This window comes from Paractinoplanes polyasparticus (assembly GCF_019710575.1).
Classification (GTDB): Bacteria; Actinomycetota; Actinomycetes; order Mycobacteriales; family Micromonosporaceae; genus Actinoplanes; species Actinoplanes polyasparticus.
In genome coordinates, this window is sequence record NZ_JAHWFK010000008.1 from 154,448 (window position 1) to 179,566 (window position 25,119).

Consider the following 25,119-nt stretch of genomic DNA (forward strand, 5'->3'; position numbering starts at 1 on the left):
AGCTGAGTCCAAACGGGTACGGAGGCATGCGTCACCCCCGCCCGAACCGCCCCGGCAAAAGCGGATTTAGTGGTGCCGCCGATGGCGTCTGCCGTCCCAGGAACGGCTCGGCGACGGCGCCGCGGAGCCGTCCGCGGACTCGCTCGGCGAAGGGCTGGAGCTCGGCGGCCCCGATGCGGAGGGGGTCGGTGACGGCGTGGGCGACGGCGACGAGGTGGGCGCGGTCGGCGTCGGCACGGGCGGTTGGCAGTGACATTCCGGATTTGCCGGCTTCACCGTCCGGATCGGACCCTTCGCCGCCGGCGCGGCAGGCGGTGGCGCAGCAACGGGCAGTGTCCGGTCCGCGGGCGGGGGCGGGGGCGGGACGACGGCCACGGTCCGGCGCGGGGCGACCACGGTGGCGCGCGTCGTGGTGGTGGTGACGGGCCGGGTCGAGGGTCCCGTTCCGACGCCGGTGGTCACCGCGGCCCGCGGCGGGAACGTGTCGGCCGCGGCCGGCTTCTCGGCCGTCAGCGAGCCGAGTCCGTTCACCACGGCCAGGTACGCCCCGGCCGCCCCGACCACGGTCAGCGTCCCGAACGCGGTCATCGCCACGGCCCGGCGCGGCCGGCGGGCGCGCGGCGCCGGTTCGGGTCCGACCTGCTCGACCAGGCCGTCCAGGCCCCAGGTGCCCATCCCGGTCGACGTGACGTCCGGTCCGTCGGCGGGCGGCTGGGCCGGGGTCCGGCCCAGGTCGTAGCGCAGCGAACGCCACGCGCCGGCCACCTCCGTGCGGGTCCTGCGCAGCACGCTCATCGGGTTCCTTCTCCGCTCTCGTACGCTGTAGGTGTGAGCGATTCCGTAACCGCCGGACCGGCCGAGTGGGTCACCCTGCCCGACGTGTCCACGAAGCTCGATCTGTCGATCAGCAAGGTCCACCAGATGATCCGCGACGGGCACCTGCTCGCGGTGCGCCGTGACGGCATCCGCGTGGTCCCCGCCGACCTGGTGGCCAACAGCACAGTGCTGAAGCACCTCCCCGGCGTGCTGAACTTGCTGCGTGACGCCGGGTACAACGACGAAGAGGCCCTCCGGTGGCTGTACCAGCCGGACGACACACTCGATGGGAACGCCGCCAAGGGCCTCGGCGGCGACCGCGCCCGCGAGGTGAAGAGACGCGCTCAGGCGCTGGGTTTCTAGACCGGCGTCAGACCGTACGCCGGGTGGCGGCGTCGGCGAGGCGGTGCAGGACCTCCCGCGCCTCCTCGTCGACGCGGGCCTTGTCGAGGGCGGCCAGCGACGCTGCCATCAGCTCGTCGATGCGCCGCTCGGTGGCGGCCAGCGCGCCGCTCTCACGGATCAGCGCGCGCAGCCGGGTCACGCCGTCGAAGTCGAGCCCCTGGTCGCCCAGTCCGGCGTCCAGTTCCGTACGGCCGGAATCATCGAGCCCCGCGAAGGCCGCCGCCACCAGATAGGTGCGCTTGCCCTCCCGCAGGTCGTCGCCTGCCGGCTTGCCGGTCTGCGCGGGGTCGCCGAAGACGCCGAGCACGTCGTCCCGCAGCTGAAAGGCCTCGCCCAGCGGCAGCCCGAACGCCGAGTAGGCGTCGTGCACCTCGGCCGGCGCCCCGGCCAGCGCCGCACCCAGCAGGAGCGGCCGCTCGACGGTGTACTTGGCCGACTTGAACCGGGCCACCTTGCCGGCCCGGTCGAGCGACGTGTCGGCCGTTGCCTGGGTCAGCACGTCCAGGTACTGCCCGACGGTGACCTCGGTGCGCATCTCGTCGAAGACCGGGCGCGCCCGGGCCAGGTCGGACGGGGCGACGCCCGAGGTGTGCAGCAGCTCGTCCGACCAGACCAGGGCCAGATCACCCAGCAGCACCGCGGCGCTGTCACCGAAGGCCGCCGCCCCGCCCCGCCAGCCGGCCGCCGTGTGCCGCGCCTCGAACCGGCGGTGCACCGAGGGCTCCCCGCGGCGGGTGTCCGAGCGGTCCATCAGGTCGTCGTGGATCAGCGCGCTGGCCTGCACGAACTCGAGCGCGGCGACAGCGGTGACGATCTGGTCCGAGTCGGGCCCGTGGGCGCCCCGGAACCCCCAGTAGGCGAACGCCGGCCGCAGCCGCTTGCCCCCGCCCAGCACGAAATCCTCCAGCGCCTCGGCCACCGCGGCCAGGGCGGGATCGATGCCGGTGAGGCGGGAACGCTGTTCGGCGAGGAACGCGGCGAGCGCCTTGTCCACGCGGGCCCGCAGGTCAGCGGCTTCCAGGGGGGAGGTCACGGGACGACGCTAACCCAAGCCGTCGGTAGAGTCTTCCTGTGGCTCTCGGACTTCCTTCTCGTCTTCCCGGCACGCCGGCCATCGGCGAGCTCATCCGCGGGGGCGTCCCGACGTTCTCGTTCGAGTTCTTCCCGCCCAAGACGCCCGAGGGCGAGCGCCTGCTGTGGCGCGCGATCCGCGAGCTCGAGCCGCTGCGGCCCAGCTTCGTCTCGATCACCTACGGTGCGGGCGGCACGACGCGCGACACCACGGTCGCGGTGACCGAGCGCGTCGCCACGGAGACGACGCTGCTGCCGATGGCCCATCTGACGGCGGTCAACCACTCGGTGGCCGAGCTGCGCAACGTGATCGGCCGCCTGGCCGGGGCGGGCATCCGCAACGTGCTCGCGGTGCGGGGCGACCCGCCCGGCGACCCGATGGGCGAGTGGGTCCGGCACCCCCAGGGCGTGCACTACGCCGAAGACCTGGTGCGCCTGGTCAAGCAGTCGGGCGATTTCAGCGTGGGGGTGGCCGCGTTCCCCTACAAACACCCGCGCTCGGCCGACATCGAGACGGACACGGCCCATTTCGTACGCAAGTGCCGGGCCGGCGCCGACTTCGCCATCACCCAGATGTTCTTCGAGGCCGACGACTACCTGCGACTGCGCGACCGGGTGGCGGCGGCCGGCTGCGACACCCCGATCGTGCCCGGCGTCATGCCGGTGACCCGGATGGCCACGATCGAGCGCTCGTCGCAGCTCTCCGGCGCCCCGTTCCCGCCCGCGCTGCTGGCCCGCTTCGAAAAGGTGGCCCACGACGAGGCCGCGGTGCGCGCGCTCGGCGTCGAGGTGTGCGCCGAGATGTGCGCCCGCCTGCTCGACGAGGGCATCCCCGGGATCCACTTCATCACGCTCAACCGGTCGACGGCGACGCGCGAGGTGTGGCAGCTGCTGGCCCCCTCGGACGTGGCCGCGGCCGCCTGACCCCCGTGCTCTGGGACGACTACGCCGGGGCGTGGTCCCGGCTGCACGGCGGCTTCGACCCTCGTGAGGCAAATTTTCTCGTACGGGGCTGGGTGCGGATCGCGTACGCCGTCGGCTCCTGGCTCGGCCGCCACCGCGTCGGCCCGATGGCCGTGACCACCGCGGGCCTGCTGATCTGCTTCCTGGTGCCCGCGTCGGTGGTGCTGCTGGACCGCCCGGGCATCTTGCTGGCCGCGGTTCTGGTGCTGGTGGCCGCCCTGGCCGACGGCCTGGACGGCGCCGTCGCCGTCCTCACCGGCCGGACCACCCGCCTCGGCTACGTCTACGACTCGGTGGCCGACCGGCTGGGCGAGCTGGCCTGGCTGGTCGCGTTCTGGCTGGCCGGCGCTCCGGGCTGGCTGGCCGTCACCGCCGGCGCCGCGAGCTGGCTGCAGGAGTACGCCCGAGCCCGGGCCACCGCGGCCGGCATGTCCGAGATAGGCGTGGTCACCGTCGCCGAGCGCCCGACCCGGGTCCTGGTGGCCATCTTCGGCCTGCTGGCCGCGTTCGCCTACGCCCCGCTGATCACCGCGGCCACCGCCGTCTGGCTGGCTCTGGCCGCGGTCGCCGGCCTCCAACTGCTGATCGCCATCCGCCGCGCCCTGCGGTGATCGTTAATCGGTTGTAAGGGGCGGACCACGGACCGTACGGTTGTCCACATCGGAGCCGCCGGGCCGGGCGGCGGGCCGACACGGGGGCAGGTCCGTCGACCGTCCCGGCCCCGAATCGTCCGCTTACGGATGATCCGGCGCTAGGCTGGACCGGTGTCCGCCCCCGAACGCACCGAACGCGACGTCACCGGCCTGCTGAACATGGCCGGCCACGCACTCTCGAACCGGCTCGCGGCAGCCCTGGCCGATGTCGACCTGACGCCGCGCATGCAGTGCGTGCTGGCGCACGCCCTCGAAGAGGAACGCACCCAGATCCAGCTGGCCGCCCTGGCCGACCTCGACAAGACCACCATGGTCAGCACGGTCGACGACCTGGAGCGCCGTGGCTACGCCGAGCGCAGGCCCTCGGCAACCGACCGGCGGGCCCGGGTCATCACCGTCACCGAGAAGGGCCGCCTCGCCGCCGAGGAGGGCCAGCGCATCGTCGACCGCGTCCACGCCGACGCCCTGAGCAGCCTGCCCGACGCCGCAAGGGCCGCCTTCGTCGATGCGCTGCGCCAGTTGGCCGACACGACGCGGGACCCGGGACCCCAGCCGGTCCGCCGGGCCCGGAGCCGCTGAAGGTTCGCCAGCAGATAGTCCCGTAACAGATTATCTGTTACGGTCGGCCCATGAGTGCTTCTCCGAAAGCGCGCGCGGGCGCCCTGGCCGTGCTGTGCGCCATGTCCTTGATGATCGTTCTGGACAGCACGATCGTGGCCGTGGCGGTGCCGGACATCCAACGCGACCTCGGCTTCTCCGACGCCGGCGTCGCCTGGGTGGTCAACGGCTATCTGGTCGCCTTCGCCGGGCTGCTGCTGTTCGCGGGGCGCCTCGGCGACCTCGTCGGAGCCTGGCGGGTCTTTCTCGCGGGCCTCGGCGTCTTCACCGTCGCCAGCCTGCTGTGCGGGTTCGCCCCCACCGCCGGAGCGTTGATCGCCGGACGGTTCCTGCAGGGAGCGGGCGGCGCGCTGGCCGCGGCCGTCGTGCTCGGCATGATCGTGCGGCTCTTCCCCGGCCCCGAGGAGCAGGCCCGGGCCATGGGCATCTACAGCTTCACCCAGGCCGGCGGCGCCGCGACCGGCTTCGTGCTCGGCGGCGTGCTGACCGACGCGCTCGGCTGGCCCGTCATCTTCCTGATCAACGTGCCCATCGGCCTGGCCGTGTGGCTGGCCGGTCGCCGCCTGCTCCCCCGCGAGGCCGGCCCGGGTGTGGGCCGGGGTCTCGACCTGCCGGGGGCCGTGCTGATCACGGCGGGTCTCTCGTCCGGTGTGTACGCGATCGTCAACACCGCCCCCGTCGCCGCCACCGCAGCCGTGCTGTTCCTGGCCGGATTCGTGCTGCGACAGCGCCTGGCCCGGCGCCCGCTGATCGCGCTGCGCGTTCTCGCCCGTCCCTGGCTGCTGATCGCGAACGCCGCCGTCGTGCTGGTGTTCGCCACCGGCATGGGCTTCCAGTTCATGAACGCCCTGTTCGTACAGCGGGTAATGGGCTACGACGCATTCGGCACCGGCCTCGCGTTCCTACCCACACCGATCGTGATCGGCCTCGTCTCACTCTTCGTGGCGCCCCGCCTGACCGGCCGGTTCGGCCCGCGCCCGGTGCTGATCGGCGGCCTGACGCTGCTGTTCGCCGGCGTGCTGCTGCTCCACCGCATGCCCGCCGCCCCGTCCTACTGGGCCGACATGTTCCCCCCACTGATCATCATGGGCCTCGGCGTCGGCGTCACGGTCCCGTCGATCATCATGCTGGCCATGGCCGGCGCCGCCCCGGCCGACACCGGCATGGTCTCCGGCTTCAGCAACACCGCCCAGCAGGCCGGCGGCGCCCTGGGCCTCTCCGTCCTGGCCATCGTCGCTGCCACCCGCACGGCCGCCTCGGAACCAGGCGTTCCCGAGGTGGTGGCCCTGCACGCGGGCTACAGCCAGGCTTTCCTGGTGGCGGCCGGCTTCGTCCTCGCCGCCCTGCTGATCGTCGTCCTCGCCCTGCGCCACACACCCGCCACTGCCGCGCAAGGCGAGCCTCCAGTCACGGCCGCCTTGGGAAACGCCGCCGCACCACCAGCACGATGATCGGGGCCAGGTATTGTTCCTCCCCGGTCTGGGGAGGCGAAGGCACGGTGGCTCAACTGCATTTCCGGTACGCGGCGATGAACAGCGGCAAAAGCACGATGGTGCTGCAATACCGGCACACGTACGCCGCCTGCGGCCGCAACGGGCTGCTGATGACCCGCCTCGACCGGGCCGGCGAGGGAATAGTGTCGTCACGCATCGGCATCAGCGCGGACGCCATCGAGTTCGGCGCGGCCACCGACCTGGCCCACCTCGTCATGGTCCATCCCGGCGCCCGCGTCGACCACCTCATCGTCGACGAGGCGCAGTTCCTCTCGGCCGAACAGGTCGACCAGCTGGCCTGGCTCGTCGACGACCAGCACCTCGACGTCTTCACCTTCGGCCTGCTGTCGGACTTCCGGGGCGAGCAGTTCCCCGGCTCGGCCCGGCTGGTCGTCCTGGCCGACGTCGTCGAGGCGTTGCAGGTCTATCCGATGTGCTGGTGCGGCCAGCCGGCCCGGATGAACGCCCGCGTCACCGGCGGCGTGATGGTCCGCGACGGCGACACCGTCGTCGTGGGCAACACCGACACCGACGCCGACGCCGACGTCAGCTACGTCGTCCTGTGCCGCCGCCACCACCGCGCCGGCCAGCCGTACTCCCCCGCGCCGGCCGTCACGCTGGTCGGATGATGGGCCGGCCGTCGATCTCGACGGGGCCGGCCGGAGGGTCGACGGCCAGCAGCCCGGGCAGCAGGGTGAGCAGGTCACGCGGCGAGAAGACGTCAGCCGACGCGGCGATCTCGGGAACGCTCCACCAGCGGAACTCGCCGACGTTCTCGGCCGCCAGCTGCTCGGGCGTGAGGGTGCCGCACGGCGTGAAGGCCGGCGAGCGGATCAGGAAGTAGTCGTTGATCACGCCGTCCCAGCCGGGCACGTAGTCGACGCCGTGTGTCTCGCGGTGCCAGACATGCGGCGGTGTGCCCGCCACGGCCAGCCCGGTCTCCTCGGCCAACTCGCGCCGCAACGCGTCGAGCAGCGTCTCCCCGGGCTCTATGCCGCCGCCGGGTGGCACCCACAGCGTGGCGTCGCCCAGCGGCGTGGCATAGAGCAGCAGCCGGTCGTCCGGGTCGACGACCAGCCCGCGTACGGAATGACGCAGCCTCACGCCGAGCGGAGCAGCCCGCTGAGCACGTCGATCGTCCGGTCGAGCCCGGCGTCGTCGATGTCGAGGTGGGTGATCACCCGGGCGATCGAGGGCAGCATCGGAGAGATCAGCACGCCCTGCTCGGCGGCCAGCGCGGTCAGGGCGGGCGCGTCGAGCGTGCTCTTGGACAGGTCGAGCAGCACGATGTTGGTGCGCACGGCGGCCGGGTCGACCACGCCGTGCGGCGCCAGGGCCTCGGCCAGCCGGCGGGCGCGGGCGTGGTCGTCGGCGAGCCGGTCGATGTGGTGTTCCAGCGCGTGCAGCCCGGCCGCGGCCAGGATGCCCACCTGCCGCATGCCGCCGCCCAGCCGCTTGCGGATCACCCGGGCCTGCGTCATCTTGTCGCGGCTGCCGATGATCAGCGAGCCGACCGGCGCGCCGAGTCCCTTCGACAGGCACACCGACAGCGTGTCGAACAAGGAACCGTAATCGGCGAGAGAGACACCGTCAGCCACGGCCGCATGCCAGATCCGCGCGCCGTCGCAGTGCAGCCCGACGCCCGTTCTGTCGGACAGGCCGCGCAGATCGCGCAGCACCGACAGCGGCACCACGGTGCCGCCGCCCAGGTTGTGGGTCTGCTCGACGGCGATCGCCCGCGTCGGCACCGACGGATAACCCAGCGGCCGGATCATCGCGGCGATCTGCTCGACGTCCAGCTCGGCGCCGGCCGACGGCCAGGTGCGGGTGCTGATGCCGCCCAGAGCCGCCGCCGCGCCCAGCTCGTACGTCACGACGTGCGCGTCCCCGCCGGCCAGCAGCTCACCGCCGGCCGGCACATGCAGCTGCAGCGCGATCTGGTTGGCCATCGTGCCCGAGGGCGCGAACAGCGCCGCCTCGTGCCCGAACATCTCGGCCGCGCGCGCTTCCAGCCGCAGGACCGTCGGGTCGTCGCCGAAGACGTCGTCGCCCACCTCGGCGTACGCCATGGCCTCACGCATGGCCGGGGTGGGCCGGGTGACCGTGTCGGATCGAAGATCAACCACGAAGCATCTCCGCCACCAGGAACGCGAGCTCGAGGCTCTGCTGGGTGTTCAGGCGGGGGTCACAGGCCGTCTCGTAGCGGCCGGGCAGGTCGAGGTCCTCGATGCCCTGCGCGCCGCCGAGGCACTCGGTGACGTCCTCGCCGGTCAGCTCGATGTGGATGCCGCCCGGGTGGGTGCCGAGGCCGCGGTGCACCTCGAAGTAGCCCAGCACCTCGTCGACGATCCGGTCGAAGTGGCGGGTCTTGTAGCCGTTGGACGACTCGTGGGTGTTGCCGTGCATCGGGTCGCACTGCCACACGACCTTGGCGCCGGCCGCGGTCACCTTCTCGACGATGGGCGGCAGCGCGTCGCGGACCTTGCCGTTGCCCATCCGGCTGATCAGCGTGAGCCGGCCCGGGATGTTCTGCGGGTTCAGCTTCTCGCAGAGCTCGATCGCCGTCTCGGGGGACGTGCCGGGGCCGAGCTTGACGCCGATCGGGTTGGCGATCCGGCTGATGAAGTCGATGTGGGCGTGGTCGAGCTGGCGGGTGCGCTCCCCGATCCACAGGAAGTGCCCGCTCAGGCCGTACGCCTTGCCGTCGCTGACCCGGGTGAGCGCGCGGTCGTACTCGAGCGCGAGCGCCTCGTGGGAGCAGTAGAGGCTGACCGTCCGCAGGGCTTCGCTGTCGGTCATGCCGCAGGCCCGGATGAAGTCGAGGGCGCGGTCGATCTCGCGGGCGATGGCGTCGTACCGCTCACCGGCCGGCGAGGCCCGGACGAAGTCCTTGTTCCAGTCGTGCAGCCCGTGCAGGTCGGCCAGGCCGCCGGCCAGGTAGGCCCGCAGCATGTTCATCGCTGCCGCCGAGTTCGCGTAGGCCCGGATCATGCGCTGCGGGTCGGCCACGCGCGCCGCCTCGGTGGGCTCGAGCGAGTTGATCAGGTCGCCCCGGTACGCCGGCAGGCCGAGCGAGTCGGTCGGGGCGGAGCGGGGCTTGGTGTACTGCCCGGCGACGCGCGCCACCTTGACGACGGGCATCGAGGCCCCGTACGTCAGCACGACCGCCATCTGCAGCAGTGTGCGCGCGTTGGCCAGCAGGTGGCTCTCGGTGTTGTTGTCGAACGTCTCGGCGCAGTCGCCGCCCTGGAGCAGGAACGCCCGCCCCTCGCAGACGTCGGCCAGCTTGGCCCGCAACTGGTCGACCTCGTAGGGCGCGACGATCGACGGCACGTTGTCGAGGACCTGGCAGACGGAGGCGACCTCGTCCAGGTCGGCCCACGGCGGCATCTGTACCCGCGGCAAAGTGCGCCAGCGGTCGAGGCCGAGCGCCTCGTCCTCGGCGGAGTCGGTGGACGGGCGGGAGGTCTGGACGGCCGAGTTGCCCACCCCCGGGTAGCTGAGCTGATGCCACTCTCGCTGCATATCCCAAGCGTACGGAAGCGGGGCACCGAGCTTGCGCCCGGTGCCCCGCTTCCCACTGAGGAGAAAAAGGACTAGAGGTTGTTCTTGATGGCGCTGATCAGCTCGCCGTTGCTGGTGTCTCCGGAGAACTCCCAGAAGAAGGCTCCGCCGAGACCCTGCTGCTTCACGTACGACATCTTCCCGGCGATGGTCGACGGGGTGTCGTAGCTCCACCAGTTGCTGCCGCACTTGGCGTACGCGGTGCCGCCGACCGTGCCCGTGGCCGGGCAGCTGTTCTTGAGCACCTTGTAGTCCTCGATGCCGGCCTCGTAGGTGCCCGGCGCCGCGCCGGACGCCGAACCACCCGGGGCGGCCTGGCTGACGCCCGTCCAGCCGCGGCCGTAGAAGCCGATGCCGAGGAGCATCTTGCTGGCCGGAACGCCCTTGCTCTTCAGCTTCTGGATCGCCGCGTCGGACCAGAAGCCCTGCTGCGGGATACCGGCGTACGAGTTGAGCGGCGAGTGCGGGGCGGTCGGACCCTGCGGGGCGAAGGCGCCGAAGTAGTCGTACGTCATCGGGAAGACCAGGTTCAGCTTCGAGATGCCGGCCGCGTAGTCGGCCACGTCCAGCTTGCCGCCGTTGGAGCCGTCGGCCGAGATGGCCGAGGTGACCAGGAAGTTGTTGCCGAACTTGTTCCGCACCGCGGTGATCACGTTGTTGTACGACGCGGGGCCGCTGGCGTCACAGGTGAGGCCACAGGCGTTCGGGTACTCCCAGTCGAGGTCGATGCCGTCGAAGACGTCCGACCAGCGGGGGTCCTTGACCAGGTTGTAGCAGGAGTTGGCGAACGCGGTCGGGTTGGCCGCGGCCTGCGTGAAGCCACCGGACCAGGTCCAGCCGCCGAACGACCAGATCACCTTCAGGTTCGGGTACTGCTTCTTGAGCTTGCGCAGCTGGTTGAACGAACCGCGCAGCGCGCCGGCGTCCCAGGTGTCGGCCACGCCGTCCACACTGTTGGCCGCGGTGTAGGCCTGGTCGTAGTCGGCGTAGGCGTCACCGATCGAGCACTGGCCGCCGGTGGTGTTGCCGAAGGCGTACAGGATGTGGGTCAGCTTGGCCGCGGAGCCCGACGTGACCAGGTTCTTCACGAAGTACTGGCGGCCGTAGACGCCCCACTCGGCGAAGTAGCCGACCACGTTCTTGCCACTGGTGCCGGGCGGGGTCGTCGTCGGCGGCGTGGTGGGCGGGGTCGTCGGGGGTGTCGTCGGCGGGGTGGTGGGGGGTGTGGTGGGGGGCGTCGTGCCGCCGCAGACACCGTTGTCGATCCAGACGGCCCACTGACTGCTGTTCGTGGCCGGAGACTCGTTCTGAGTCCACCACTTGGCGGTGTAGTTGTGGCCGTTCTGGGAGGCGACGTTGTCCTTGACGTACACAGCACTCGAGGACCACGCGGGGGCACAGGCCGCAGCAGCCGAAGCCTGGGTCGCCGGGATCGCGGCGGTGGCAGCCACCAGCACGATCGCCGACGCCCAGGTAGCGCGGCGGAGGGATTTCTGCACTGGGTCTCCTCATGGAACAGTTAGGAAACTTTCCAAAAAGTTCGTTGGGAGTGACCGTAGTCATAGGAATTCACACTCGTCAAGATGTCCCGGCGGGATTGCCCCAACGCTTGACTTTGCGACCGCCGCCGCTACGGGGTGCACACTCACGGACACAGCGCGTAGTCTGCGAGCATGACCATCTCCGACGCTGTAGTCACTGAGGCCACACGCCGCCGATGAGCATTCGTGTGATCGGAGTCGATGCGTACGCCCTCGGCTGGGTCGGTGTCGAGCTGCGCGACGGCGCGTTCGGCCGGGCCGTCCTGGCCTCCACGCTCTATGAGATCGTCGCCGGCAGCTCGGGCGCCTCGGTCATCGGCGTGGACATCCCCCTCGGCATGCTGCCCGACCGCTGGCGCGCCGCCGACACCCTGGCCGCCGACCAACTGGGCCCGCGCCGCGGCAGTGTCTTCCGGGTGCCCCCGCGCGCGGTCTGGCAGGAGGCCGAGTTCACCACGGCCAACCGGCTCTGCCGCGAGCTGACCGGCGCCGGGCTGAGCCGGCAGTCCTGGGCGTTGCGGCCCAAGCTGCTCGAGGCCAACGCGATCTGGGAACGACATCCCGGCCTGCTCTTCGAGGCGCACCCCGAGGTCTCGTTCCGCACGATGGCGGGCGAGCCCCTGCAGTACGCGAAGAAGACGTGGACCGGTCAGGCCCGCCGCCGGGAGCTACTGGCCCGCAACGGCATCGTGCTGCCCGACCAGATCGGCCCGGCCGGCCAGGCGCCGCCGGACGACATTCTGGACGCGGCCGCCGTCGCCTGGTCGGCCCACCGCATGGCCACCGGGACGGCCCTGAGCCACCCCAGCCCGCCGGAGGAGAACAACGGCAGCAAGATCGCCATCTGGTACTGAGACGCGGCCTACCGGCCCGGGCCCGCCATGTCGCTCGCGATCTGACGGGCCCGGTCACGGGCCGCCTCGAGAGCGCCGAGAAAGGCCGCGCGCACGCCGCCGACCTCGAGTTCGCGCAGAGCCGCGGCGGTGGTGCCGGCCGGGGAGGTGACCGACTCGCGCAGCTTGGCCGGGTGCTCCCCCGAGTCGCGCAGCATGACGGCCGAGCCGACCGCGGTCTGCACGGCCAGCTCGTGGGCGACGGTGCGCGGCAGTCCGAGCAGCACGCCGGCCTCGATCATCGACTCGACGACGAGATAGAGGTACGCCGGGCCGGAGCCGGAGAGGGCGGTGACCGCGTCCTGCTGGTATTCCGGGACGCGCAGGGTGCGGCCGATCGGCTTGAAGATCTCTTCGGCGGTCGCCAGGTGCTCCTCGGTGGCGTGCGCGCCCCGCGACAGCACCGACATCGCCTGGTCGACCAGGGCCGGGGTGTTGGTCATGACGCGGACGACGGGGACGCCGTCGGGCAGCCGTTCGGCGAAGAAGCTCGTGGGCAGGCCGGCGCAGAGCGACACGACCAGCTTGTCCGCCGTCACCTTGCCGCCGACCTCGTCGAGCAGCTTGCCCGCGTCCTGCGGCTTGACGCCGACGACGAGCACATCGGCCCGGGCCACGGCGGCCTCGTTGGACAACGGGCGGATGCCGTAGCGCTCGGCCAGCTCGGCCGCCCGCTCGGGGCGACGCGCGGTGGCCAGCACCTGGTCGACCGGCCGCCCCGAGCGCAGCAGCCCGGCCAGGACCAGTTCGCCCAGCTTGCCCGTGCCCATCACCGCGACGCTCATGCCCGCCCCTCTCGACAAGTAAGGGGCGACCATGGCGGCCGCCCCTTACTGCAATGACTAGGTCAGCTGCCGAAGAAGACTTCGGCCTCTTCGTAGCGCGACAGCGGAACGGTCTTGAGCTCGCCGGTGCCGTCGATCAGCGGCACACGCACGATGTCGGTGCCCCGCAGCGCCATCATCTTACCGAAGTCGCCCTCGTGGACGGCGTCGATGGCCTGCAGGCCGAAGCGGGTCGCGAGCACCCGGTCGAACGCGGTCGGCGTGCCACCGCGCTGGATGTGACCGAGGACGACCGTGCGGGCCTCCTTGCCGGTCTTCTCCTCCAGCTGCTCGGCCAGCCACTGGCCGATGCCGCCCAGGCGGACGTGGCCGAAGGAGTCGAGCTCCTTGCTCTGCAGCGACATCTGGCCGTCGAGCGGCTGGGCGCCCTCGGAGACGACGACGATCGGCGCGTACTCGACCTGGAAGCGCTTGGTCACGTACGTCGCGACCTGCTCGACGTCGAACGGGCGCTCGGGCAGCAGGATCACGTTGGCGCCACCGGCCAGGCCCGCGTGCAGGGCGATCCAGCCCGCGTGACGGCCCATGACCTCGACGACCAGCGTGCGGTGGTGCGACTCGGCCGTGGTGTGCAGCCGGTCGATCGCCTCCATCGCGATGTTGACCGCGGTGTCGAAACCGAAGGTGTAGTCGGTGGCGTTCAGGTCGTTGTCGATCGTCTTGGGCACGCCGACCACGTTGACGCCCAGGTCGTTCAGCTTGGTGGCGACGCCGAGGGTGTCCTCGCCACCGATCGCCACGAGCGCGTCCACGCCCTGCTCGGCCAGGTTGGCCTTGATCTTCTCGACACCACCGTCGATCTTGAACGGGTTGGTGCGCGAGGAGCCCAGGATGGTGCCACCCCGGGGCAGGATGCCGCGGACCTCGGCGATGCCGAGCGGCTTCGTCAGACCCTCGAGCGGGCCCTTCCAGCCGTCGCGGAAGCCGACGAACTCGTGACCGTACGCGGCGACGCCCTTGCGGACCACCGCCCGGATCACCGCGTTGAGACCGGGGCAGTCGCCGCCGCCGGTGAGCACGCCGATACGCATGTTGCTCGTCCTCCCTGTAACGGGGTTTGCGAGAAGCTGTTCGAGCCCGTCGAGCCCCAGGGAGAAATGAGTCGGCAGCGCTGCCGAGCCCGGGGCGGGCTTGCGACCCGAACTTTAGTCGCCGCCCGCCGCCTGGATGCAGCCGCCCCGCTAAAGCCGCACTGTTTCGTTCTCGCCCGCGTCGGGCGTCTTTCCGGTCACGGCGGCTTTGGCCGCACCCAGCAGCGTGATCACCTTCGAGCTGTGCGCGGCCTCCCAGTACTCGGCCGTGTCGGCGTGCACCTTGACCAGGGTCAGGTTGGGCGTCTCGAGGCCCTCCGGGAACCACGCCTTGAGGAACGGGTTCCACAGCTCCTTGGCCTTGGCCGGATCGTCCGTGCGCACGGCGCGGCCCGCGATGGAGATCCAGTTGTTCTGCTTCTGGTCGCTGAACGACACGTTCACCTCGGGGTGCACGGCGATCTGCTCGACCAGGTCGGAGTCGGAGTACGTGAAGAACCACAGGTCGCCGTCGAACTCGACGTCCTGCAGGGCCATCGGCCGGCTCACGTGCTTACCGTCCGTCGTCATGGTGGTCAGCATGCCGATGCGGGCATCCTTGACCATCTCCTTGACCTTGTCGCGGCGTTCCTGCTCGTTGTCGGTCATGCCAGTCCACTGCCCGTGAATCGACCGGTCAAACGGTGACGCGTCGGGGTTCGTCCGGGTTTCACCGCGGGCAGGCTCAGCTCTCACCCACCCATGGCGCGCCAGCGGGCCAGGTTGTGGCGGGCGTCGACCAGCGCGTCGTGCCGGCCCGACATGGTGGGCAGCGCCGGGCGACCGCGGTCGTCCCAGAGCTGGCGCAGATCCTTGGTGAAGCGCGGGATGTCGCGGGGCAGGGCCGGCATCGCGCCCCACAGCTGGGCCAGCGCCACGTGGTCGTACGCGGCGAACCAGGCCCACAGCTCGATCTGCTCGTCGCGCCCGGCCACCGGCTCCTTCAGGAACGCGTACAGGTCGTCGCGGATCCGCTCGCGCGAGCGCCACGCCTTGTCGGAGGGCGACGGCAGCTTGTCGAGCACGTTGCGGCGCACCCAGGGAATCGCGCGACTGTCGTCGAACTCGGTGCTGACCGCGTAGAACTCGCGGCCGAACTCGTCGACCACGCCGATCGAGACCAGGTCGACCAGGCGCCCGTCCTCGATGAACTCGCAGTCGTAGAAATATCTGTAGGCCATCGCGGCCTATTGTTCCAGGGCCTTCCGAGCTTGCCGCAGCGCCTCCACGCATCCGTAGCGGGCCGCCCGTTCGGCCTGCACAGCCCAGCGCAACCGCAGCAGCACCGGCAGCACGGCGTGCAGCTCGTCGGCCTCCACCGGCCCGGCCGCGAGGTAACCGTCGATCAACTCGCTCGAGTGCGCCGGCCCGCCGGCGTAGACGACCGCCGCGGCCACGTCGTAGACCAGCGGCCCGACCCCGCTCGCCCCGCAGTCGAGCAGCCCGGCCCGGCCCGTGCCCGGGTCGACGACGAAGCCGCCGGGCGCCGGGTCGCCGTGCAGCACCCCGTACGTCAGCCGGTCGGTGACCGTGAGGCGCTTGGCGGCGGCGGACGCGTCGGCGACAGCCGCACGCAGCCACGGCTCGGCGTCGAGGTGACCGGCGCCGGTGTCGATCGGCTGCCAGGCGCGCAGCCCGGGGTGGTGGAAGCCCTGCAACGCCCGGTGCACGGCGCCGAGCCGGTCACCCCACCACTGCTGGTCGATCGGATCGGCGCCGTCGAGCCGGCGGCCGGGCACCCGGCGCAGCACGGCGAACGCGCCGGCCTCGGTCTGGGCGGTGAGCCCGCCGGCCAGGGTGCGCACCGGTTCACCGGCCGGGATGTCCCGGCCCCGCAGATGCTCGGCGGCAACCAGGCCCGCCTCCACCGGGAGGCGTGCGCCGGGTTCACTCAGCCGGACGACGTACTGGTCACCCGCGACGGTCACCTCCCATCCGTGTGACAGCAGCACGTCGTCCAGGGCAATGATGTCGCTCGGGACGAGATGCCACTCGTCCCGCAGCGTCGTTCGAAGCAGTTCGGCATCCGGCACCGCGGGATTGTCAGGGCAGATGACGTAAATCTGACGGACAACGGGGGTGACCTCGGGTGGGCGATCACTCTTGGCATCCAGAGGTTTACAGATAGCAACAGGAGCGGAATGATCCTATGAGGCGTCGCGGTGCAGGCGCGCAGAAATGGCGCCGGCGGGTTGCTGTGTGCTAAGAGTGATCGTTCGCGTCGTGGGGCCGGCGCGGCCACTCGTCGCTACGGCTCCCACCGGGGGAGGGATGACGCCGTGGACCATCGCATGCCGGACAATGGCGACGCGCTGACCGGGGTTGAGATGTTTGCCGGTCTCGAGCCTGAGGTCCGCCAGCGGGTGATCGCCACCGCGGTCCCACGCACGTACCGCAAGGGCCAGATCATCTTTGTCGAGCACGACCCTGGCGAATCCTTGATCATTCTCAAGCGCGGCGCGGTTGCCATCTTCCGCACCGCGCCGACCGGCGAGCGCGCGGTGCTCACCGTCGTCCGTCCGCCGGACGTGCTGGGCGAGGTGTCCCTTCTGGACGCGTCGGCCCGCAGCGCGTCGGCCGAGGCGATCGAGGACTGCCAGGCGCTGAGCCTCTCGCGGTCGGCGTTCATCGACCTGGTGCACGCCAACCCGCGGATCCTCGACGCCGTGATGCGCTCGGTCGGCGCCCTGATCCGCCGCCTGACGGAACAGAACACCGACCACGTCTTCCTCGACCTGCCGGGCCGGGTGGCCAAGACGCTCGTACGGCTGGCCGGCGAGAGCCAGGCTCCGATGATCACCATCGAGCTCAACCAGAGCCAGCTGGCCGAGATGGCGGGCGGTTCCCGGCAGAGCGTGAATCAGGCCATCGGCTCGTTCGCCAGCCGCGGCTGGCTGCGCACCGAGGGCCGCCGCATCGTCGTCACCGACCTGCAGGCTCTACGCCGTCGCGCAGGGATGAGTGTGGGTTAACTGAGCCTGATGGCCTCGCTCCGGTCGGCAGGCACCGCGCCCCGGGAGGTCGTTGTCGAGGCCACCGAAGAAGCCCTCGGCTTCGCCTAGCCTTTTTCGGCGCCCTCGACAACGACGGGCGCAGTGCGACTTTAGTCGCGGCTGCCGGGAGACTCGATAGACGTCTTCAGCTTTGAGGCGTAGACGTCTACGTACTCGCGGCCGGACATGGCCATGAGCTCGAACATGATCTCGTCGGTGATCGCGCGCTCGACGAAGCGGTCACCCTTGGCCTGGGCGTAGCGGGAGAAGTCGAGCGGCTCGCCGAACCTCATCCGGACCCGCTTGACCTTGGGGATCAGCTTGCCGGTGGGCTGGATCTCGTCGGTGTTGAGCAGCGCCACCGGCACCACCAGCGCGCCGCTCTCGAGCACCAGGCGGGCCACGCCGGTCTTGCCGCGGTAGAGGCGGCCGTCGGGCGATCGGGTGCCCTCGGGGTAGATGCCCGCGACACCGCCCTCGCGCAGCACCCGCAACAGCGTGTTCAGAGCGGCCTGGGCCGCCCGGCCACCCGAACGGTCAACGGGGATCGTCCCGGTTCCGCTGAAGAACTGGCGCATGAGCCAGCCTTTGATGCCCTTACCGGTGAAGTACTCCGCTTTGGCGACGAACGTCACCCTGCGGCCGACGACCAGGGGTGTGAAGATCGAGTCGGAGAACGAGAGGTGGTTGCAGGCCAGAATCACCGGCCCGCTACGGGGCAGGTGAGGCAGGCCGCGAACATCGGGGCGGAAGAGAAGCTTCAGCACCGGTCCGAGAACCACATACTTGAGCAACCAGTAGAACACGGTGTCCTTTCCTGGACGGCCGGGCGTCTTGGAAGCGTACGAAGCGGGGCGGCGCGCCACAACGCACTCCCGCAACCTGTCCATGTCGTGTCACCATTCAAGGCACGGTCGGCGAGGGAGTGTGCAGGGGTGACAGCGGGTGGTGCCCGCCGCGGGCGGCGGGACAACGGGCTCGACGCGGCCGATTACGCGGTCGCGGGTGACGTGGATCCACGCGTCGGCGAGCACCTCCTCGATGTGCTGGCAGCGGGCGGCATCGCCGCGTATCTGCAGCCCACGGCGGATCTCAATCCCATCTTGCGCGCCACCACTCTGCCCGCGCGGCCGATCGACCGCCTTTATGTCGACCGGGCCCATCTCGAGGTCGCACGCGAGCATCTGCACAAGGCGACCGACGGCGAACCGCCCACGCCGCCGCCGGCTCCCCCGGCCGACCCGACGGCCGCCCCGGCCACCGAGCCCGACATCGAGGCCGAATGGGCCAAGATTGTTGCCGGTTTCCACAACTCGGTCGACCCCACCGCCGCGCCGTGGCCGGCCTCCGAGGCCATCGAGGCGCCCAAGGAGCCGCCGCGTGCCGGCGGCCTGTCGAACGCGTCCGATTTCTCCGGCGTCTCGCTCAACCGCCGCCGCACCGACCGCCCCGCCCCCGGCGAGCAGGATCCGTCGCTGCTCGACGGCCTCGACACGTTCGGGGCCGGGCTGCCCGACGACGAGGACGACGAGGGCGAGGACGAGCGCTACGTCCCCCCGCCCCCGCCGCCGCTTCCGCGGTTCTCCAAGTACGCGATCATCGGCGTCCTCTCCGTGGTGGTCGGCTTCCTGCTCTTCCTGTTCCCGACGATGTTGCCGATCGACCGCGACTACGTGACGCTGCTCGGCTTCGCGGCGATCGTCTCGGGCGCGGTCATGCTGGTGTGGCGGCTGCGGTCGGGCGACGAGGACGACTACGACGACGACAACGGCGCGGTCGTCTGACACATTGGTCGAAAATTAAAACCATGTTTAATCGATGGCCGTCGCTCTGATTGCCAGTAGCCATCCGATAACCTTCGGTGATGCGTCAGAGCTCGCTGGTCGTCGTGGCCAACCGTCTCCCGCTCGATGACAACGTTGCGCCGGACGGAGCGTGCGAGTGGCGCCGAAGTCCCGGTGGCCTGGCCGGTGCGCTGCACGCGATCCTCGAACAGACCCCGGCCACCTGGGTCGGCTGGAGCGGCACCATCGGTGAGGCTCCCCGGCTGCCCGACATCGGCACGCTGCGGCTGCGTCCGATGTCGATCAGCGAGGACGAACTGCGCGGCTACTACGAGGGTTTCGCCAACTCGACACTGTGGCCGCTCTATCACGACGCGGTCGAGCAGCCCGTGTTCGACCGGGGCTGGTGGGAGACGTACCGCTCGGTCAACCGGCGCTTCGCCGAGGCCGCGGCCGAGGTGGCCGAGCCGGGCGCCACGGTCTGGGTGCAGGACTACCACCTTCAGCTCGTGCCCCAGCTCCTGCGCGAGATGCGGCCCGACGTGGTGATCGGCTTCTTCCTGCACGTGCCGTTCCCGCCGCCCGAGCTGTTCATGCAGCTCCCCCGCCGGCTCGAGCTGCTGCGCGGCATGCTCGGGGCCGACCTGGTCGGATTCCAGCGGCCCCAGGCGGCCCACAACGTCGCCCAGCTGGCCGCGAAACTGCTCGGCGCCCACGGCGCCGACGACGCGATCACGATGGACGCCAGTCCAGCCGCCCCGCCCGCCACCCATAACCGGACTGAAGGCCAACGTATCGTGCGCACCGGCGCTTTTCCCGTCTCGATCGACGTGGCCGAGATGCGGTCGCTCAACGCCCGGCCGTACGTGGTGAATCAGGCCCGCCGCCTGCAGCGCGACCTCGGCTCGCACAAGCGGGTGCTGCTCAGCGTCGACCGCCTCGACTACACCAAGGGCATCGAGCACCGGCTCACGGCGTACTCGGAACTGCTGCGCGACGGCCTGGTCAAGGTGCGCGACGTGGTGATGGTGCAGGTGGCCGTGCCCAGCCGCGAGCGCGTCGAGAACTACCGGGGGCTGCGCGACCGCATCGAGCGCGAGGTGGGCCGCATCAACGGCGAGTACGGGCGGGTCGGCGAACCGGCCATCCACTACCTCAACCAGCCGTTCGACCGGGCCGACCTGGCTGCCCTCTACCAGACGGCCGACGTCATGGTGGTGACCCCGCTGCGCGACGGCATGAACCTGGTCGCCAAGGAGTTCGTGGCGGCCCGGCGCAACGACACCGGCGCGCTGGTGCTCAGCGAGTTCGCCGGCGCCGCGGCCGAGCTGGAAGACGCCTTCCTGGTCAACCCGCACGACGTCGACGGCCTGAAAGAGACGCTGCTGCACGCCCTGGCAGCCGACCCGGCCGACCTCGCCGCCCGCATGAAGGCGATGCGCGCCTACATCACCGCCAACGACATCCACGCCTGGGCCCGCGCCTACCTCACCGAGCTCGACCTAGCTCGTCCCCTGGTCTCCTAGGGTCTTGTCGAGCCAGTCGAGGATCGCCTCGATCGGCTCGGCCCGCGCGACGTCGAGCATCAGGTCGTGGCCCATGCCGGGGAAGAGCAGCGGCGCGCCGCCGTAGCGGGTGGCGGTGCGATCGAGCGACGTCCGCGGCACGACCCGGTCGTCCGGGCTGCCGATCACCAGCACCGGCGGATCGCCGACCGGGCGCGGAGCGGGGTCGTGCATGACCAGTTCGCGCCGGGGTCGCGCGACGATGCGGTCGAGGTGCTGCTGGGCGTCCTCGGCGGGCATCTCGGGGCCGAAGAGCTGCTTGCGGCTCAGCCTCAGGCGGCCGCCGAACAGCGCCGGCAGCGTGCCGAACGGATTGATCCGCAGCGCTGCCCCCAGCGTCGGCCAGCCGTCCATCACCGGCGCGGCGAGCACCGCCGCCCGGACCGGGTAACGGCCCATCGCGTACGCGACCACGAGCGCGCCGGCGCCCTGGCCGACCAGCACGGCCTGCCGCGGCAGGGACGCCGCCACCTGCACCACGTCGTGCACGTGGGCCCGCAGGTCACCGCCCGGCCGCGGGGTGACCGCATGGGCCGCGTAGCCACGCGACGCGGCCTGCGGCAGCCAGTGGTCGGCGAACGCCCACGCGCCGTGGCCGAGCCCGGGCACGAAGAGCAACGGCGGCAGGTCGGCCCGGGCGTCCTCGGTGAGCGAGACGACCTCACGCTCGACCGGCGGAACCGGATCGGTCCAGTCCTCGAAGCGCAGCAAACCCGACCTCACGAAACCGGCTCCATCTCGCGCAGCAGGCCCTCGACGGCCCGCAGGTAGTCGGTGTGGTCGACCTCGAACCAGTGGCGGGCGGTGGGCACCACCCGGCGCCGCGACCAGCTCGCGACCGGGCGGACCGACTCCTTCTGCTGTACGGCGGCCGCGCGCTGCGGATCAGTCACGCGCAGCCGCAGCCACCGCGCCACCGCCACGCTCTGCCAGTGGGCCAACGGGAACAGCCCGAAGTCGGCCTGCACCAGCCCGACCACGGCCAGTGTCGGGTGCTTGCGGGCGAACGCGTGCAGATGCAGGTCGGGGCGCCCGTCATCGGCGGTGTCGAGCAGTTCGGGCGCGAGGAACTCGAAGCGCGGACGATAGCCGGTCGCGGTGATCACCAGGTCGGGCTCGACGCGGCGGCCGTCGGCCAGCACCGCCGAGGCGCCGTCGAAGGCGGTCACGTCGGGCACCGGCGTGATCCGGCCGTGGCCCAAGTAGTACGGGAGCTGGCTGTTGACGATCGGGTGGCTCTCGTACGGCTGATGATCCGGCGCCGGAAGGCCGTAGCGGGTCAGGTCGCCGGTGGTCAGCGCGACGGCCCGGCGATAGAGCCACTGCCGCAGGCGCAGCGGGAGGCGCAGCTTCAGCATCCGGTCATTGACCTGGTCGGCCGGGCGACCGATGAGGTATTTCGGCGCGTACCAGTAGCCGCGCCGCGTCGAATGCCACACCGTGCCCGCCTGCTGGGCAGCCTCGACCGCGATGTCGCAGCCGGTGTTGCCGCCGCCGATCACGAGCACCTTGCGGCCGCGCAGCTGGGCCGGGTCCTTGTACTGGGCCGAGTGGATCACCTGGCCGCGGAAGTCGCCGGGGATCTCGGGCCGGGCCGGGGACCAGTTGTGCCCGTTGGCCACGACCACCCCGGCGTACCGCTGCACCCGCGACGAGCCGCCGCCGGTGCTCTGCGTCGTCACGTCCCAGCGGCCGTCACCGGCCGGCGCGACCGACACCACCTCGGTGCCGAACCAGACATTCGTCTCAAGCCCGAAATGGGCCGAATAACGCTCCAGGTAGGACAGCACCATCCGATGGTCGGGGTAGTCCGGCCAGGTGTCCGGCATCGGGAAGTCGGGGAACTCGGTCAGCGGCCGCGAGGTGATCAAGTGGGTGCCGGCGTAGACCGGGCTGCGGTCGTGGCGCCAGTTCCACGCGCCGCCGACCGACGTCTCCCGCTCGTAGCAGTCGACCTCGAAACCGGCCTCACGCAGGTTCTTGATCGCGGCGAGACCGCTGGCGCCGGCCCCGATGACGCACACGGCGTCTCGACGATCGGCTATGTCGGGAGTGTCGGGCACCCGGCGATATTGTCAGACCGGCCGCTCAGGTGGAAGGGAGCTGCACGTCGGCGACGACGGGAAGATGATCACTCGCGCGACGGGCCTGCTCGGACTCGACGACCTCGTACTTCTCGATCGTGATGTCGGGGGTGAGGAAGATCCCGTCGATGCGGCGGTTGGGCAGCGTGGCCGGGAAGGTCGGCGGCGCCTCCCGGAACGAGACGAACCCGTCCTCGACCGTGCGCCACGCCCCGCCGCCCGGCCCCTCGTTGAGGTCGGCGGCGGCGATGACCGGCCCCTCGGCCCGGCTCAGCTCCTGCTTCCAGAGCGCCGCCTGGACCGGCCGCTCGGCCGGATCGGTGGCCAGGTGCGAGCCCGAGACGGTGAACTGGCCACCGCGCACCGAGCCCCGGGCGAACGCGGCCCCGCGCAGGTGCCGGCCGGGGGTGAGCGGGTAGCGCATGCACCAGGTCTCGTGCACGGCCACCCGCAGGCTCACCAGCAGCAGGTTGCCCAGCGAGGGCAGCCCGCCGGCGGCCACCACCATGCCCACGTCGTCGGCGAGGGCGGCGCACTTGTGCCGCCAGCGGAACCGGCGCGGCGCCTCCTGCACGACCAGCACGTCGGGCGCGAGCTCCCGGATCACTCCGGTCAGGGCGGCCCGGTCGTCCTTCAACCCGTGGACGTTGTAGCTGACCACCCGCAGGCGCGCGCCGGACATCAGCCGCGTCGCGCCAGGTCGGCCGCCCCCACCACGCCGGCCGTGTTGCCCGTCTCGGCCGCGCTGAGGTCGGCCACCGCGAAGCGTCCGCGCTGCTTGAGCTGGTCGCGATAGGTGGTCTGGGTCGGGACCATGAGCAGGTCGCCGGCGTCGACCACGCCGCCGCCCACCACCAGGATCTCGGGGTCGAAGCTCTGCGCCAGGTCGGCCATCGCGACGCCGAGCCAGTAGCCGATCTGGGCGAACGCGTCGCGGGCGACACCGTCGCCGGCGTGGGCGGCCTCGGTGATCTGCCGGCCGGTGATCGCCAGGGGGTCGCCGCCGGCCAGTTCCAGCAGCTTGGCGGCGCGTTCCGGTTCCTGCCGGGCCCCCGCCCGGGCGAAGCGGACCAGGGCGTTGCCGCTCGCGTACTGCTCGAGGCAGCCGAGCCGGCCACACCCACAGGGGTGGCCGTCGGGCACCGACTGGATGTGGCCGAGTTCGGCCGCGATGCCGTTGGCGCCGCGCCACAGCTTGCCGTTGAGCACGATGCCACCGCCGATGCCGGTGCCGACGGTGATCATCACCATGGAGTCGGCGTGCCGGGCGACCCCGAACCGGAATTCGGCCCAGGCCGCGACGTTGGCGTCGTTCTCGAGCACCGTGGGCAGGCCGACGGCCTTGGTCACGTAGTCGCGCAGCGGCTCGTCGCGCCAGGCCAGGTTGGGGGCGAACAACACGGTGGAGCCGGCCGCGTCGATCCAGGCCGCCGCGCCGATGCCGATCGCGGTGGCCTGCGGGAAGTCCCGCGCCAGCTCGGCCGCCACCTCGACGATCGTGTCGCGGGTGCCGGCCGGGTCCTCGGCAGGGGTGTCGCGGCGGTTCGAAGCCAGCACCGTGCCGTGCTCGTCCACCACCCCACCGGCCACCTTGGTGCCGCCGACGTCGACTCCGATGGTCAGCGTCACGCTGCCCGTCCCCTCATAAGCTCGCTATGCCGCGCCGTCGCCACGGGCTTCGTCGCCCGCCCCGCCGGCACCCTCGGCGCCCGTGTCCCCGGCCGCCGCCTCACCACTGTCCCCATCCGTCCGCGCGTCACCCGAACGACCGGGCCCCACACGTCCGGCCTTACCCGGCGCCGCGCCACTCGTCTCACCGAGCGTCGCCTCGCCCGTCCTACCGGCCGTTGCACCGCCCGCCTCAGCCGGCGCCACGTCGCCCGCGATGCCGGACGGCTCGTCGCCCGCGATGCCGGACGGCTCGTCGCCCGCGATGCCGGACGGCTCGTCGCCCGCCACATCATGATCCATCGTCTCGGCCGAGGCCACGGAGGTAACACCCGCATCGGCGGTCGCCGCCGCCCACACATCCAACCTTCGTGCGCTACGGGCGCCCGGCGCCACCGGCCAGGACGTGTCGCCCGTCTCGCGGGCCGCGTTCGCCGCCTCGCGGCGCGCCTTGGCCAGGGCCGCGGCCTCGGCCACCCGGCGCTCGGCCTCGGCGGCCGCCCGCAGCGCCGCCGCCCGCCGCTCGGCCAGCTCGGCCGCATAGTCCGCGGCCGCGCTCGCGGCACTGGCGGTGGTCGCGGCCGCCCACGGGTCGTCGCCCTGAGCCCCCGCCCGCCCGCCGCTGCCGCCATTGGTGGCCGCAGCCCACGCGCCGTCGGCGTTGTTGAGGCCGGGCCGGTCGAGCTCGCCGTCACCGGACTCGCCGCGGGCGGCCTGGCCGGGGCTGCCTGTTCCCCCGGGATGGACGTCCGGCCGAGCCGCGCGGGTGGCCACGGACCACGCCTGGTCGGCGTTGGGCGCCGGCGGAGGCGGTGGCGGCGTCGCCGGCCGGGGCCGCTCGCCCACGACGGCCGAGACCGAGCGCAGCAGGCCCGCGACCGACCCCGCCAGGTCGCCCGCGCTGCCGGCCAGCCGCGCCGCCGTCTCGGGTTTCGGATCGCGCATGGCCGCGATGGCCTTGCACACCGGGCACACGCAGCACTCCGGCTCGCCGGTGGCCCACCGCTCCCCGAACACCTGACCCGTCACGGCCCGCGCCAGCACCGATGCGACTAGCCGCTCGGCCTCTTCACGCGCTGATCCGGCCATCGAA

27 protein-coding genes are annotated in these 25,119 nt (G+C 71.6%); 10 read left to right on the top strand and 17 right to left on the bottom strand.

What is annotated here, in order from left to right:
* Nucleotides 1-66: 66 nt before the first annotated feature.
* Entirely contained in the window at nt 67-795 is a 729-nt protein-coding gene (locus KXC43_RS12375) for a hypothetical protein (protein ID WP_221376153.1), read from the bottom strand.
* A 33-nt stretch (nt 796-828) separates the two neighbouring features.
* Between KXC43_RS12375 and KXC43_RS12380 the strand changes: the two genes are divergently transcribed.
* Nucleotides 829-1,179, top strand: coding sequence for an Rv2175c family DNA-binding protein (locus KXC43_RS12380; protein WP_221376154.1), 351 nt, complete (start codon nt 829-831; stop codon nt 1,177-1,179).
* Nucleotides 1,180-1,186: 7 nt separating this feature from the next.
* Here the strand turns inward: KXC43_RS12380 and KXC43_RS12385 are convergent, their stop codons facing one another.
* Complete coding sequence (locus KXC43_RS12385) at nt 1,187-2,242, bottom strand: polyprenyl synthetase family protein (protein WP_221376301.1); 1,056 nt, start codon at nt 2,240-2,242, stop codon at nt 1,187-1,189.
* A 50-nt stretch (nt 2,243-2,292) separates the two neighbouring features.
* Here KXC43_RS12385 and metF point away from each other — a divergent pair, with 50 nt between their 5' ends.
* From metF to KXC43_RS12410, 5 genes are all read left to right on the top strand, one after another.
* The gene (gene metF / locus KXC43_RS12390; protein ID WP_221376155.1) at nt 2,293-3,216 is read left to right on the top strand and encodes a methylenetetrahydrofolate reductase [NAD(P)H]; all 924 of its coding nucleotides are present in this window, start codon (nt 2,293-2,295) and stop codon (nt 3,214-3,216) included.
* Nucleotides 3,213-3,866: a CDP-alcohol phosphatidyltransferase family protein gene (locus KXC43_RS12395; RefSeq protein ID WP_255643981.1), complete on the top strand. Its 654-nt coding sequence runs from the start codon at nt 3,213-3,215 to the stop codon at nt 3,864-3,866. Before metF ends, KXC43_RS12395 begins: the two co-directional genes overlap by 4 nt.
* A gap of 153 nt (nt 3,867-4,019) precedes the next feature.
* Nucleotides 4,020-4,487 carry a MarR family winged helix-turn-helix transcriptional regulator gene (locus KXC43_RS12400; RefSeq protein WP_308129059.1) on the top strand — a complete coding sequence of 156 codons (468 nt, stop codon included), beginning with the start codon at nt 4,020-4,022 and terminating at the stop codon, nt 4,485-4,487.
* A gap of 50 nt (nt 4,488-4,537) precedes the next feature.
* Complete coding sequence (locus KXC43_RS12405; RefSeq protein ID WP_255643936.1) at nt 4,538-5,977, top strand: MFS transporter; 1,440 nt, start codon at nt 4,538-4,540, stop codon at nt 5,975-5,977.
* Between the two features lie 47 nt (nt 5,978-6,024).
* On the top strand, nt 6,025-6,648 hold the full coding sequence (locus KXC43_RS12410; RefSeq protein ID WP_221376157.1) for a thymidine kinase: 624 nt from the start codon (nt 6,025-6,027) through the stop codon (nt 6,646-6,648).
* Here KXC43_RS12410 and KXC43_RS12415 read toward each other — a convergent pair.
* The 4 genes from KXC43_RS12415 to KXC43_RS12430 form a co-directional block, all read right to left on the bottom strand.
* Nucleotides 6,632-7,123 carry an NUDIX domain-containing protein gene (locus KXC43_RS12415; protein WP_221376158.1) on the bottom strand — a complete coding sequence of 164 codons (492 nt, stop codon included), beginning with the start codon at nt 7,121-7,123 and terminating at the stop codon, nt 6,632-6,634. The genes KXC43_RS12410 and KXC43_RS12415 overlap by 17 nt on opposite strands.
* Nucleotides 7,120-8,145 carry a threonine aldolase family protein gene (locus KXC43_RS12420; RefSeq protein ID WP_221376159.1) on the bottom strand — a complete coding sequence of 342 codons (1,026 nt, stop codon included), beginning with the start codon at nt 8,143-8,145 and terminating at the stop codon, nt 7,120-7,122. Before KXC43_RS12420 ends, KXC43_RS12415 begins: the two co-directional genes overlap by 4 nt.
* On the bottom strand, nt 8,138-9,544 hold the full coding sequence (locus KXC43_RS12425) for a class II 3-deoxy-7-phosphoheptulonate synthase (RefSeq protein ID WP_221376160.1): 1,407 nt from the start codon (nt 9,542-9,544) through the stop codon (nt 8,138-8,140). Before KXC43_RS12425 ends, KXC43_RS12420 begins: the two co-directional genes overlap by 8 nt.
* Nucleotides 9,545-9,615: 71 nt before the next feature.
* Entirely contained in the window at nt 9,616-11,082 is a 1,467-nt protein-coding gene (locus KXC43_RS12430) for a glycosyl hydrolase family 18 protein (RefSeq protein ID WP_221376161.1), read from the bottom strand.
* 218 nt (nt 11,083-11,300) lie between these two features.
* Between KXC43_RS12430 and KXC43_RS12435 the strand changes: the two genes are divergently transcribed.
* Nucleotides 11,301-11,978 (top strand): DUF429 domain-containing protein, encoded by a 678-nt coding sequence (locus tag KXC43_RS12435; protein ID WP_221376162.1) that lies wholly within the window; start codon nt 11,301-11,303, stop codon nt 11,976-11,978.
* A gap of 8 nt (nt 11,979-11,986) precedes the next feature.
* Here KXC43_RS12435 and proC read toward each other — a convergent pair whose 3' ends face one another.
* The 5 genes from proC to KXC43_RS12460 form a co-directional block, all read right to left on the bottom strand.
* Nucleotides 11,987-12,802 (bottom strand): pyrroline-5-carboxylate reductase, encoded by an 816-nt coding sequence (gene proC, locus KXC43_RS12440; RefSeq protein ID WP_221376163.1) that lies wholly within the window; start codon nt 12,800-12,802, stop codon nt 11,987-11,989.
* Nucleotides 12,803-12,864: 62 nt separating this feature from the next.
* Complete coding sequence (locus tag KXC43_RS12445; protein ID WP_221376164.1) at nt 12,865-13,893, bottom strand: 6-phosphofructokinase; 1,029 nt, start codon at nt 13,891-13,893, stop codon at nt 12,865-12,867.
* Between the two features lie 150 nt (nt 13,894-14,043).
* On the bottom strand, nt 14,044-14,541 hold the full coding sequence (locus tag KXC43_RS12450; protein WP_221376165.1) for a pyridoxamine 5'-phosphate oxidase family protein: 498 nt from the start codon (nt 14,539-14,541) through the stop codon (nt 14,044-14,046).
* Between the two features lie 83 nt (nt 14,542-14,624).
* Nucleotides 14,625-15,113, bottom strand: a complete 489-nt coding sequence (locus KXC43_RS12455) for a polyadenylate-specific 3'-exoribonuclease AS (RefSeq protein WP_221376166.1) — start codon at nt 15,111-15,113, stop codon at nt 14,625-14,627.
* 6 nt (nt 15,114-15,119) lie between these two features.
* Nucleotides 15,120-15,965 (bottom strand): phosphotransferase enzyme family protein, encoded by an 846-nt coding sequence (locus tag KXC43_RS12460; RefSeq protein ID WP_221376167.1) that lies wholly within the window; start codon nt 15,963-15,965, stop codon nt 15,120-15,122.
* 258 nt (nt 15,966-16,223) lie between these two features.
* Here KXC43_RS12460 and KXC43_RS12465 point away from each other — a divergent pair, with 258 nt between their 5' ends.
* Nucleotides 16,224-16,904 (top strand): Crp/Fnr family transcriptional regulator, encoded by a 681-nt coding sequence (locus KXC43_RS12465; protein WP_255643986.1) that lies wholly within the window; start codon nt 16,224-16,226, stop codon nt 16,902-16,904.
* A gap of 131 nt (nt 16,905-17,035) precedes the next feature.
* Here KXC43_RS12465 and KXC43_RS12470 read toward each other — a convergent pair whose 3' ends face one another.
* On the bottom strand, nt 17,036-17,731 hold the full coding sequence (locus KXC43_RS12470; RefSeq protein WP_221376169.1) for a lysophospholipid acyltransferase family protein: 696 nt from the start codon (nt 17,729-17,731) through the stop codon (nt 17,036-17,038).
* A 129-nt stretch (nt 17,732-17,860) separates the two neighbouring features.
* On the opposite strand from KXC43_RS12470, the gene KXC43_RS12475 reads away from it, so the two are divergent.
* Nucleotides 17,861-18,709 (top strand): DUF308 domain-containing protein, encoded by an 849-nt coding sequence (locus tag KXC43_RS12475; RefSeq protein WP_221376170.1) that lies wholly within the window; start codon nt 17,861-17,863, stop codon nt 18,707-18,709.
* 80 nt (nt 18,710-18,789) lie between these two features.
* The gene (locus tag KXC43_RS12480) at nt 18,790-20,235 is read left to right on the top strand and encodes an alpha,alpha-trehalose-phosphate synthase (UDP-forming) (protein ID WP_221376171.1); all 1,446 of its coding nucleotides are present in this window, start codon (nt 18,790-18,792) and stop codon (nt 20,233-20,235) included.
* On the opposite strand, the gene KXC43_RS12485 is transcribed toward KXC43_RS12480, so the two are convergent.
* The 5 genes from KXC43_RS12485 to KXC43_RS53545 are packed head-to-tail and all read right to left on the bottom strand — an operon-like array spanning nt 20,212 to nt 25,115.
* The gene (locus KXC43_RS12485; protein WP_221376172.1) at nt 20,212-20,997 is read right to left on the bottom strand and encodes an alpha/beta hydrolase; all 786 of its coding nucleotides are present in this window, start codon (nt 20,995-20,997) and stop codon (nt 20,212-20,214) included. The two genes, KXC43_RS12480 and KXC43_RS12485, sit on opposite strands and share 24 nt — an antisense overlap.
* Nucleotides 20,994-22,337, bottom strand: coding sequence for a flavin-containing monooxygenase (locus KXC43_RS12490; protein WP_221376173.1), 1,344 nt, complete (start codon nt 22,335-22,337; stop codon nt 20,994-20,996). The genes KXC43_RS12485 and KXC43_RS12490 overlap by 4 nt, the downstream gene beginning before the upstream one ends.
* Nucleotides 22,338-22,362: 25 nt before the next feature.
* Nucleotides 22,363-23,040, bottom strand: coding sequence for an endonuclease/exonuclease/phosphatase family protein (locus KXC43_RS12495; RefSeq protein WP_221376174.1), 678 nt, complete (start codon nt 23,038-23,040; stop codon nt 22,363-22,365).
* Nucleotides 23,040-23,987, bottom strand: a complete 948-nt coding sequence (locus KXC43_RS12500; protein ID WP_221376175.1) for an ROK family glucokinase — start codon at nt 23,985-23,987, stop codon at nt 23,040-23,042. Before KXC43_RS12500 ends, KXC43_RS12495 begins: the two co-directional genes overlap by 1 nt.
* Nucleotides 23,988-24,011: 24 nt before the next feature.
* Complete coding sequence (locus tag KXC43_RS53545; protein ID WP_221376176.1) at nt 24,012-25,115, bottom strand: hypothetical protein; 1,104 nt, start codon at nt 25,113-25,115, stop codon at nt 24,012-24,014.
* Nucleotides 25,116-25,119: the final 4 nt, after the last annotated feature.